Source organism: Clostridioides sp. ES-S-0006-03, from assembly GCF_020662275.1.
GTDB lineage: Bacteria > Bacillota > Clostridia > Peptostreptococcales > Peptostreptococcaceae > Clostridioides.
On the sequence record NZ_JADGMM010000001.1, the window covers coordinates 382,716 to 395,071 of the forward strand.

Annotated in this window: 9 protein-coding genes; all 9 read left to right on the forward strand. The window is 28.2% G+C overall.

Annotated features, from left to right (window positions below):
- Positions 1 to 15 precede the first annotated feature (15 nt).
- The 9 genes from IR151_RS01630 (at position 16) to IR151_RS01670 (ending at position 12,317) form a co-directional block, all read left to right on the forward strand.
- Positions 16 to 435: a DUF3785 domain-containing protein gene (locus IR151_RS01630; protein WP_227432650.1), complete on the forward strand. Its 420-nt coding sequence runs from the start codon at positions 16 to 18 to the stop codon at positions 433 to 435.
- A 340-nt stretch (positions 436 to 775) separates the two neighbouring features.
- Entirely contained in the window at positions 776 to 2,407 is a 1,632-nt protein-coding gene (locus tag IR151_RS01635; protein ID WP_227432651.1) for a GGDEF domain-containing protein, read from the forward strand.
- 83 nt (positions 2,408 to 2,490) lie between these two features.
- A complete protein-coding gene (locus tag IR151_RS01640) occupies positions 2,491 to 4,317 on the forward strand; it encodes a diguanylate cyclase domain-containing protein (protein WP_413927128.1) in 1,827 nt (608 codons plus the stop codon).
- Between the two features lie 21 nt (positions 4,318 to 4,338).
- On the forward strand, positions 4,339 to 6,330 hold the full coding sequence (locus IR151_RS01645; RefSeq protein ID WP_255621444.1) for a sigma 54-interacting transcriptional regulator: 1,992 nt from the start codon (positions 4,339 to 4,341) through the stop codon (positions 6,328 to 6,330).
- Positions 6,331 to 6,590: 260 nt separating this feature from the next.
- A complete protein-coding gene (locus tag IR151_RS01650; protein ID WP_227432654.1) occupies positions 6,591 to 7,850 on the forward strand; it encodes an aminotransferase class I/II-fold pyridoxal phosphate-dependent enzyme in 1,260 nt (419 codons plus the stop codon).
- 60 nt (positions 7,851 to 7,910) lie between these two features.
- Positions 7,911 to 9,698, forward strand: a complete 1,788-nt coding sequence (iorA, locus tag IR151_RS01655; RefSeq protein ID WP_227432655.1) for an indolepyruvate ferredoxin oxidoreductase subunit alpha — start codon at positions 7,911 to 7,913, stop codon at positions 9,696 to 9,698.
- A gap of 1 nt (position 9,699) precedes the next feature.
- On the forward strand, positions 9,700 to 10,275 hold the full coding sequence (locus IR151_RS01660; RefSeq protein ID WP_227432656.1) for an indolepyruvate oxidoreductase subunit beta: 576 nt from the start codon (positions 9,700 to 9,702) through the stop codon (positions 10,273 to 10,275).
- 53 nt (positions 10,276 to 10,328) lie between these two features.
- Positions 10,329 to 11,399 (forward strand): butyrate kinase, encoded by a 1,071-nt coding sequence (buk, locus tag IR151_RS01665; RefSeq protein ID WP_227432657.1) that lies wholly within the window; start codon positions 10,329 to 10,331, stop codon positions 11,397 to 11,399.
- A 216-nt stretch (positions 11,400 to 11,615) separates the two neighbouring features.
- The gene (locus IR151_RS01670) at positions 11,616 to 12,317 is read left to right on the forward strand and encodes a YczE/YyaS/YitT family protein (RefSeq protein WP_227432658.1); all 702 of its coding nucleotides are present in this window, start codon (positions 11,616 to 11,618) and stop codon (positions 12,315 to 12,317) included.
- The last annotated feature ends 39 nt before the right edge of the window (positions 12,318 to 12,356 follow it).

Sequence of the window (12,356 nt, forward strand, 5' to 3'; positions counted from 1 at the left end):
TTAGGAGGATATAATATGAGTTTGTACAAGTTTATATATGAAGACAAGGAATATTTATTAAAAGAAGATAATTGCAGTGCTTTAATAAATGATGAAGAAAGTCCAATTCAAGAAATAAGCATTCCAAAAATAATTGAGATACTTAATGAATCAGAAGATGTTGATTTTGATATAGAATACTATCAAGAAGCATGCCCATTATGCTTGGAGGGTGTAAAAGAAAAGAAAAAATTCTTTCCGTTTTTAGAATATCATTTTTATATTTTTAGTAAGGATGGAAAATATGTAATAAGTAATATATCTAGTGATTATAAAGGGATGTCTTTTAATAAATTATCAAGAGCAAATAAAGTTGATAATAGTTACATTGTAAGTGTGATAATTTGCGAAAATTGTCAAGATTATATAATTCAAATAGAAAATTGTATAGTTTAGTGTAATTTATGTCTTAATTTAGGAGAAATTTCTAAATTAAGACACCGACTTTTTTTAAAAATAGTATGGAAAATTACTAAATTTATGAGATAATGAAAGTCGGAGGTGGGTTACAATATATAATAAATATTTGGAAGATATAGATAGTATAATTTTAGATTCAATGTTTAAGCTGACCTTGAATGAAAAACTATTAAATAATGATAACTTTTTTGAAAAAAGAATTGATGAAATTAACAATTCAATTAATTCCTACAAAACTGAACAAAGTAGTTTAATGTTATTAAAATTAAATTTTTTGCTAGCTTTACTGTATGGTATTCAAGGATTTAGTGAAAAAATGAAAAAGTATATTTTGATTTCCTGTAAATATATTGAACAATACTTACCTAAAGATTATGTGTTTTTAGCACGATTTTATTCACAAATAGCCATTTTAAGTTTAAAGAATGAAGATGTAAATAGAGCAGATCTATATATAGATAAATTTAATCTTATTTGTAAGGGGAGCAATTTTTTAGTGGAAGAAATTATCTTTGAATCTCAATTGATTTATATTAAAGCAAGTAAATGTATTGATTCTTCTATAATAATTAAGGAAATAGAAGACTTATATATAAAAGTAAAAGAAACTAATGATTTTAATTGTAAAAAAATATATTTTTTTATAATTGGTAAGATATATTTTTTGTTTTTAGATGATGCATTAATTGCTAAAATGAATTTCTTAAAAGCAAGAAAATATGCAGAGTTATCAAAAGATATAGAAGTATGCTCACTATGCGATATAAAGCTAGGGGAATGTGAATGTTCATTTGAAAATTATGAAGGAGCAAGAGGATACTTTAATGAAGTAATAAAGAATAAGAAATATACAAACGTAAATATAATTCAAAAGTATAGAGCATCAAATAACATAACTAAATTATTAATAAAAACTAAAGACTATTCAGGTGCTATAAATAATTTAGCAAAATCTGAAGTATATTTGGAAAAATTTAAGAATCAAGATTTAAAAGAAGTAGAAAAATTAGACTTATGTATAAATCTAGCTATGTACTATGCAGAAAGTAATGAAAAATCATTTGAGAAATCAACTTGTTATTTAAATCGGGCTAAAAGTTTATTAAATAACATAAATAATGTAGAAGAGTATATAATATATGATTTAGAAGTGATTTATCATCAGATTAATATATATTATATATTTGAAGATTATGAAAAGTCCTTGATTACAAGCAAAAAACTTCTTGAAAAGGCTAAAGAAGCTAAAAATTATAATTATGTGAAAGAAGCATATAAAACTATACACATGTGTTTTGAGAAGATACAAGATTATGAAATGAGTATGAGATACTTTAAAATGTACTATGAGTTAAAACAGATGTATATGAAAGCTAGGAATAGAAATTATATAGACTCCTTAAATTATAGACATGAACATATCGAAAAAGAAATAAATAATATGAAAAAAATAAAACTCGATTTAGATAAGAAAAAATACATCGACCCTTTGACAAATGCTTATAATAGAGCATATTTAAATAATTTCTTAGAAAAACAAGAGATTAGTGAGTACAGTTCTGCATTTATGATAGATGTAGATTATTTTAAGGAATACAATGACACTCATGGTCATTATAATGGAGATATTGCTCTTAAAAATATAACTATGATAATAAAAAAATATTTAAAAGAGGACATGTCTGTTATAAGGTATGGAGGAGAGGAATTTTTAATATTGTCTATATGCAAAGATTATAGAAAAAGCAAAGTATTTGGAAAAAAGTTATGTAAGGTTGTAAAAAAATTCTTAAATGATGATTTGACGATTAGTATTGGTATTGATACTTGTAAAAATAGTAGTATAGATATAAGTGAAATAATTGAAAATGCGGATAAAGCCTTATACAAAGCAAAACAAACTGGAAGAAATAGATGTTTGCATTATTATGATTTTAAGAATTTTTAACTCTTGAAATAGGATTGGTGATTTACTTGAAAGGGAGTTTAATAGAAGATTTAAAGAGAAATATAAAAAAGATAGAATATGATATGTTGACTAAGTTCTATCTGAATTTGACCGATTTAAACTACATCTTGGATTATCACAAAGACCTTTTAAATACAAAAATAGATGCTAAAGATAGAGTCTATATTTTATATTTAATTAGTCTAATAAACTATGTAAAAAAAGATAGAGAAGCATCGTATAATTATTTGATAGTTTCACTAAAAGATATTAAACAATTATCACTAAAAGATGATGCAGATATAATATCTAAGATTTATATTTATCTTACTCTATCTGCTATTTCTATAAAAAAATACGATAAAGCAAATCATTTTTATTTTTTAGCCAAAAAAATTATAAAACAACAACGTTTGAATGAATTATTGGTTTTGTTTAATATGAGTTTATGTGTAGAAATAAGTGCACTATATAAAACTAAATCTGAAGTAGTACTATTAGTAGAGGAAGTATCCTTTTTTAAAAAATTAAAAAATAAAGTTCTTGTAAGTAGAGCAAATTATATATTTGGTAGGGTATATCTATACTTATTTAACAACTTTATAAAAAGTATGGAGTATTTGATTGAATGTCTAAGATTAGCCCAGGAAAATAATCTATATTCTATAGAAGCTTTTTGCAAATGTATAATAAGCCTTTGTTATTTAGAAAGTGGGAATAACAGAGAAGCCATAAAGTATATAAAAAATGCACTAGATGTTGCACATAATAATAATTCAGTATGTTCAACTGAAAGAGTAGCAATAAAAATAGACCTTATATGGGCATATTTAAAAGAAGATATGAATAAAGAAGCAGAAGTTGTTTTAGAAAAAACTATAGAACTGATGGATGTTGTTGAAGGCGTATATAAAGATTATTTGTACTCATTCATATTTTTATATTCAGCCGAAATAGAGTTAAAGAAAGATACTTGTAATTTTGAAAGAGTAAATGCATATTTGATTTTATCAAAAAACATATATAAAAGTTTTGGAGATGTTTTTATATATAATTCTAAATTAGATTATATTTATAAGTTATATGGAGATTTATATATAAAATTTAACAATGTAGATGAAGGAATAAGATATTATTTGAAAGGTTTAAACTTAGTTAAAAAAAGTTCATTAAATCCTAAAAAACTGTCGATATTTTATGGCCTAATAGCAAAAGGATATGAATTGAAAAAAGAGTTCAAACTAGCAATTGAATATTATAAAAGTATGGATTGGTATTCAGATAAGTGGGAAAAAAACAATTCTTATAAAACATCACAAGGTATTCATAAACAATATGAATTAAGACAAAAACAAGAAAGTTTAAGATTACTTGTAGATAATAATAAGAAATTGGAAAATGATATTCTAACTGATGGACTAACTCGACTATATAATAGAAGATACTTAGAACAACAATTGAATTTATTCAATGAAGATAGAGATAAAAATATGATGGCAATATTGATTGATATAGATTATTTTAAAAGCTATAATGATAACTATGGTCATCCAGCAGGAGATAAAGTTATAATTAAAGTAACTGACATTATAAAAAATGTATTTATAGATATTACTGAACACATAATTAGATATGGAGGAGAGGAAATCTTAATACTAGTAGATTCTATAAAATCAATAAATGTTGAAGAGATTGATAAGATAGAAATATATATTAAAAGAATTTTTAAACTTCTTGAATTTGAAGGAATTGAACATATATACTCTAAAGTAGAAAACTATGTGACTATAAGTGCTGGAGTAAGTATAAAAAGATGTCGTAGTAGAAAAGATGTCGAGATATTAATTGAAGATGCAGACAAAAACCTATATAAATCAAAAAAAGCAGGTAGAAATCAGTATATACTATAATTTAAAATTGAGGTGATTTTATTGCAAAAGAAGATAGGAATTATAGCCTCTGATATTGAATTAAAAGAAAGAATAGAAGAATTATATAGAGAAGATGTAGAAAATGGAACTATAATAATCGACATACTTAATCTTGATTTAATGGAAAATCAAGGACGTATACTTGTTGAGAAAGGTGCTCAAGCTATAATCGGTAGAGGAGGAGGTTATAGTTTAGTAATAGACACAGTAAGTGTACCTGTAATACCCATGAATATGAAATCAACCGACCTTCTAAGAGCAATAGAAATGGCAAAGCGATATTCTAAAAAAGTAGTATTAATACTTGGAGATAATGAAGTTTCTTTTGATTATGTTGGTTGGAGAAATGTCATAAGTACTGAAATAACTGAAGAATGGTTTGAATCTAAATACGAAATAAGAAGTAAGGTTGTAAAGTATATAGACCAAAAAGATGAAGTTGTAATAGTTGGTGGAGGTCTAGCGTGTTCTTTTGCGAGACAATATGGTATTGATAGTGTATTTGCAACTGCCAGTGACGAATCTATAAGAGAAGCTGTTGAGTATTGTAAGAAATTATTAGATACATTAGGCGAGGAAAAATTTAATAATGAAGTATTAAGAAATATATTAGATGGCATAAAAGATGGAGTAATTGCTATAGATAGTAATGGAAGTATAATTTTGTACAATGAAAGTGCAAAAAACATGCTTAAAGTAGAAAGAAAATGCGCGCTTAATAAATATATTCTAGATATATTTCCAAAAATGGGATGGCTATTAGATTGTCTACATGAGAAAGATGATGTAGAAGATAGGAAGATAAGAAATATAAACAACTTGATTGTTAATACTAGAACAACATTAATAAAAGTAGATGATAGCACTTATGGAGTTTTAGGAATAATACAAGATATAACTAAGCTACAAAATTTAGAAAGAAAAATAAGGTTTGATTTAAATCAAAAAGGTCTATATGCTAGATATACTTTTGATGATTTTTTATTTAAAGATAAATTAACAAAGGAATTTATTGAAGAAGCTAAAAAAATTGGGAAAAGTGATTACACAACACTACTTTATGGAGAAAGTGGGTCTGGTAAAGAAATTATAGCCCATAGTATACATAATATAAGCAAAAGAAAAGACAGGCCTTTTGTGGCTATAAACTGTGCTACTATAGCAGAAAATTTACTTGAAAGTGAGCTTTTTGGATATGAAGAAGGTGCATTTACAGGTGCTAGGAAAGGTGGAAAAAGAGGGTTATTTGAACTTGCTCATGGAGGAACTCTTTTTCTTGATGAAATAAACAGTGTCTCATTTAATATTCAGACAAAACTATTAAGAGTAATAGAGGAGCGACAAATAATGAGAATTGGCTCTGACTACATAATACCTTTGGATATTAGAATCATAGCAGCTACCAATGAATCTTTAACAGAAAAAATAGTTATGGGTACATTTAGAGCTGACTTATTTTATAGATTAAGTAGTTTAGAGATAAATATCCCTCCTTTAAGAGATAGAAGAGAAGATATAATACCATTGTTTAATAATTTTGTAAATGAAGTTTTAAAGGATGATGGTTTACATGGAATAAACAGTATAGATGAAAATTTTGCTCTAACTAAGGATGAGATAAATGCGCTATATAATTATAGTTGGCCTGGAAATGTTAGAGAGCTAAAAACAATAGCTCAAAAGTATGTTGTGACAGGGAAAATTAAATTAAGAAAAGAGCAAAACTTTAAGGCTAAAGAAGTAGTACCTAGTTCTAGTGTAGAAGAATTTAATGTTGAAACAACAGCAAGTATGGAAACTACAGATAAAGTCATAGATATAAGTAAGATAAATGATGGTAAGGTAAGTATAGATATAAAAGAAGTAAATAAGTATGTTGAAGAAAAAATAATAAGCATGCTTTTTGCTCAGGGGCTTTCCAAAAATGAAGTTGCACAAGTTCTTGGAATAAGTAGAACATCTCTATGGAAAAAGTATAATAAAAATATTTGACATAATTACATATAAATTATTTTGAAGTGATGTTAATTTTTCAAAACGAATGTTAAGAAAAATTAACATTATTTTTTTGTAGAATTTTATTTTTTCAGACAAGCACATAGATTTGTAAGAAAAATAACTTAAACACTTAATTTTAGTAGTGAAAAAAATCAGAATTCTAAACAAAAGTAGTTTTACATAAAGTTAAATTTGTTGGCATGCTAATTGCTTAATATAAATGTGAGAGTAAATACAATTTTAGGGGTGATGGTATGAGTCAAAGTATGGTTGGTAAGCATGCAATGTGGCCAAAAGAAAATGATGTTATATTTAGCTTATCTGGAAGAGCTCAAGCAGCAGAAAAAGCTTTAGGTATGGATAATGTAATAAATGCAACAATAGGCGCTCTAATGGATGACTCAGGAAAATTAATAACAATGAAAACTGTATATGATGAATATAAAGCATTAGATAACTGTGATATAGGTGCATATGCAGCCCTTGAAGGTCAGCCAGACTACTTAGAAGCAGTTAAAAAAGTATTTTTTAGAGATTACTTACCAGAAGGACATATAAGAGTATTAGCTTCACCAGGAGGAAGTGGTGCAATAAAACTAGCTGTATGGAATTATACAAATGAAGGTGACGAAGTTTTAACATCTGATTGGTTTTGGAGTCCATATGTTAGTATAGCTGAAGAAGCTAATAGAAAAGTAGTAAACTACCAATTGTTTGATGAAAATAGAAAATTTAATTTTGATTCATTCAAAGAAAATTTTGTGAATATAGCAGAAAAACAAGGAAGAGTTTTTACAATTATAAATACACCAGCTCACAATCCAACAGGATATAGTGTTGCAGATGATGAGTGGGATAAAATATTAGACTTATCAAAAGAAGTTGCACAAGATAAAGACAAAAAGATAATATTTTTCGTAGATTCAGCATATATTGACTTTGCAGGTGATGATGATGTATGTAGAAAATTCTTTAAGAAATTTTCTAACTTGCCTGAAAACGTTCTTATATTAGTTGGTTTTAGTATGTCAAAAGGATTTACAGCTTATGGAATGAGAATGGGAGCTATAATTTGTATATCTTCAAATGAAGATGTAGCAGAAGAGTTCCATTATTCATGTGTTCATTCATGTAGAGCAAACTGGTCAAATTGCAATAGAAGTGCTATGGCAGTTCTATCTAATATTGTAAATGACCCTAAAAAATTCAAAGAATATGAGGAGGAAAAAGAAGTATACAAAAAAATGCTGACTAGAAGAGCAGATGTATTTGTAAAAGAAGCTGAAAGAGTAGGATTAGAAATTCTTCCATATATAGCAGGTTTCTTTGTAAGTATACCATGTGATAATCCAAGAGAAGTATGTGAAGAATTAACTAAACACAATGTATTTGCAATTCCATTGAAGATGGGATTAAGATTTGCAGTTTGTGCAGTTTCAGAAGAAAAATGTAAGAAAGCACCAAGTATTATAAAAGAAGCACTTGAAAGTTTAGAAGTAAAAATAAATAATTAATTTCATTGAACAAATTGGGTGGACTATGAATTTAATAATTGTAGATGGAGGGAATTTTATATGAAACAATTGATGACAGGTAATGAGGCAATTGCACGTGGAGCCTATGAGGCTGGTGTTAAATATGCATCTGCATATCCAGGTACTCCAAGTACAGAAATACTAGAAAATTTAGCAACATATAAAGATGCAATAGTTGCAGAATGGGCTCCAAACGAAAAGGTAGCACTTGAGGCTGCTATAGGGGGTTCAATTGCAGGAGCAAGAACTATGGCTTCTATGAAACATGTTGGTGTAAATGTTGCAGCGGATCCAATATTTACTTATGCATATACAGGCGTAAATGGTGGTATGGTACTTATTACTGCAGATGAACCTGGAATGCATTCATCTCAAAATGAACAAGACAATAGAATGTATGCAAAGTTTGCAAAGATACCTTTATTTGAACCATCAACTAGCCAAGAAGCTAAAGATATGATAAAAGAAGCTTTTGAAGTAAGTGAAAAATATGATACACCAGTTTTATATAGAGTTACAACAAGACTCTGTCACTCAAAAGGTTTAGTAGAGTGTTATGATAGAGAAGAAGTTGAAATTAAAGAGTATGTGAAAAATGCTAAAAAAATGGTTACTGTTCCAGCAAATGCTCAAATAAGAAGAGGCGTTGTTGAAGAGAGAATGGAAACTCTTAAAAAATTCTCAAATGAAACTGACTTAAACTACTATGAAATAAATGATACAAAAATAGGTGTTATAGCTTCAGGTATGTGTTGTAATTTTGCTAAAGAAGTATTTGAAAAAAATGCATCATATATGAAGTTAGGATTTACAAATCCATTACCTTATGAAAAAATAAAAGAATTTGCAGACAAAGTAGATAAAATATATGTAATAGAAGAAAACGACCCATTTATAGAAGAACAAATAAAAGCGTATGGAATAGATTGTATTGGAAAAGATGTAATACCTCCATATGGAGAAATGACACCAGATGTTTTAAGAAAAGCTATATTTGGAAAAACAAATGACACTATAGAATATAAAACTGAATTAGTAACACCAAGACCACCAAGTTTCTGTGCAGGATGTCCACATAGAGGATTCTTCTATGAACTTGGAAAGAGAAAAAATTTAATAGTTGGTGGAGATATAGGATGTTATACTCTTGGATTTGCTCCTCCATATAATGGAATAGATTATGTTGTTTGTATGGGTTCTGCCTTTGGAACTGCACATGGTGCTCAAAAAGTTCTTAACATGAAAGAAGGAAATGAAAAGAGATTAGTAGGTGTACTTGGAGATTCAACTTTCTTCCATACAGGAATAAATGGTCTTTTAGATGTAGTTTACAATAGAGGTAATTCTATATCAGTAATATTAGACAATAGAATAACTGGAATGACAGGACATCAAGAAAATCCAGGTTCAGGATATACTTTACAAGGTGATAAAACTAAAGATGTTGACATAGAAGGATTAGTCAAAGCTTGTGGAATAGAACATGTAAGAGTTATAGACCCTAATAATCTAAAAGAAGTAAATGAAGCATTAGATTGGGCTTTGGCTATAGAAGATGAACCATCTGTAATAATCACAAGATGGCCATGTGTACTTAAAAAATTCTCTAAAGAAGATATAGAAGAGTTTAATAATCCATTTAAAACTAAGTGTAAGGTTGACCATGATAAGTGTATAGGATGTAAATTATGTTTAAAAACTGGATGTCCAGCACTATCATTTGATAAAGAAAATAAATTATCAAATATAGATAGAAATCAGTGTGTAGGATGTGGAGTATGTTCACAAGTTTGTCCAAAACAAGCAATAGTTAAGGAGGAAAAATAATATGACTAAAAGTATACTTTTGGTAGGTGTAGGAGGTCAAGGAACTATACTTGCTAGTAAATTATTAACTATGGGATTGATGGAAGCTGGATATGATGTAAAAATGAGTGAGATACATGGTATGAGCCAAAGAGGAGGTTCAGTTTCTTCACAAGTTAGATATGGAGATTGTGTTCATTCTCCAGTTATAGAAATTGGAGGAGCAGACATTTTAGTATCTTTTGAAAAGATGGAAGCTTTAAGATGGTTTAATTATCTAAAGCCAGAAGGAAAAGCTTTAGTAAATAATCATAGAATAGACTCTATGACTGTTTTAATCGGAGGAGCTGAATATCAAGAAAATGATATAGATGCAGAATTAAATAGATTAAATGCAAAAGTGATAAATGCAGCAGATAAAGCTGAAGAATTAGGAAATGCAAAGATAATGAATGTTATTTTATTAGGATGTCTAGTTAAATCTATGGAACTAGAGTCTATTGACTGGGAAAAAATTATAAGTGAAAATGTTAAACCAAAATTTGTCGAGTTAAATATAAAAGCTTTCCATGAAGGTATGGAAATGGTTGGCAAATAGTTTATAATATATATAAGATAAACTATAGAAATTAATGCGAAAGGAAGAAAAGTATGACTTATAGAATATTAGCCATAAATCCAGGTTCTACTTCTACAAAAATAGGAGTATATGATGGAGAAGAACAAATTTTTGTGAAGACGATAGACCATCCAGCAGAGGAGATTGCAAAATATAATACAATTCAAGACCAATTTGAAATGCGTAAAGAGGCAGTTTTAAGTATTCTTGAAGAAAACAATATAGATTTAAAATCTCTTAGTGCAATAGTTGGAAGAGGTGGAGTTTTACCACCAGTAAAATCAGGGGCATATTTAGTAAATGAAGAAATGATTGATGTACTTAAACATAGACCAGTACTTGAGCATGCTTCAAATTTAGGAGCAGTTGTTGCACATGCAATATCAGAACCACTTGGAATAAATTCATATATCTATGATTCTGTTGCAGTAGACGAACTCATAGATATAGCAAGAGTATCTGGGCTTTGTGGAATGGATAGATCAAGTGCAGGGCATGCACTAAATACTAGAGCAATGGCTTTAAAATATGCTAAAGATAGAGGTAAAGATTACAAGAGTTTAAACTTAATAGTAGCTCATATTGGTGGAGGAGTAAGTATTTATCTTCATGAAAAAGGAAGAATGGTTGATATGTTATCTGATGATGAAGGGCCATTTTCACCAGAAAGATCAGGAAGAGTTCCTGCTACAAAATTAGTAGCTGCTTGTTATTCAGGTCAATGCTCAGAAAGAGAAATGACTAAAAAGATAAGAGGTAAAGGTGGTATAGTTTCATATTTAAATACTGTAGATGCTAGAGAAGTTGAAAAGATGATAGCAGAAGGAAACGAAGAAGCCAAAATTATTTATGAGGCAATGGCATATCAATTGGCAAAAGGAATTGGAGAATTAGCAACTGTAGTAGATGGAAAAGTTGATGCTATAATTATAACAGGTGGAATTGCATATTCTGAAATGTTTACTTCAATGGTTAAAAAGAGAGTTGAATTTATAGCGCCAGTAGAAATTATGGCAGGAGAAAATGAGTTAGAATCACTTGCTTTTGGAACTCTTAGAGTGCTAAATGGAGAAGAAGAAGCTAGAATTTATAGTGAAAATTAATTAAATTAACTAAAAATGTTTAAATATTAGAAAAGTGGTATATCTATTTTTACACTAAAGCTTAGAATATAGGTGAAGACGTGTAAAATATGGATTGCCACTTTTTTTATAATTGAAATTCTATATTAAAATGATGAAAAATTTTGTAAAACTTTGTACTTATATATATATTTTATTGGTATTTATTGTTATTATTATTATGAGGAGTGATTTTTAATGGGAAAAATTAATTTAAAAAGTATGATAAGGTTGTTTTCAGGTTTTTTTATATTTGCAATTTCTTCTGTGCTTATGGTTAATGCACATGTTGGTCTTATGCCTTGGGATGTGCTTCATCAAGGTTTATCTATAAAATTAGGTATAACTATAGGTCAGGCGTCCATATTGGTAGGTGTTATAATCGTTATATTGGATGCAGTTTTTGGTGAAAATATAGGATGGGGTACATTGCTAAATATGACATTTATAGGAATTTTCATTGATTTAGTAATATTTTCAGGTGTGATACCTCATGCAAGTAATACTTATATAGGAGTATTCATGGTTGTTATAGGAATCATCTTAGCTGCTATAGCTAGTTTTTTGTATTTAGGAGTTTGCCTTGGAAGTGGGCCAAGAGATGGTCTTATGATTGCTCTTCAGAAAAAAACTAATAGGTCTGTACGTCTTGTTAGAACAGTTCTTGAAATATTAGCACTCGTTGCTGGTTGGTTATTAGGTGGTTCTGTAGGAATTGGTACACTTGTAAGTGCTTTAGGTTTAGGGTATGTATTACAAATAGTGTTTAGAATGTTTAAATTTGATACAAAATCTCTTAAACATAGATTCATTATAGATGATATAAAAGAGTGGAAAGAAAAGAAAAATGATGAACATAAATGTAAATCAAGCATTGTAATAAAAAATGAACAAAATTAATTATACTAAAATGTATCTATATTTTAGTTAACTTTATAA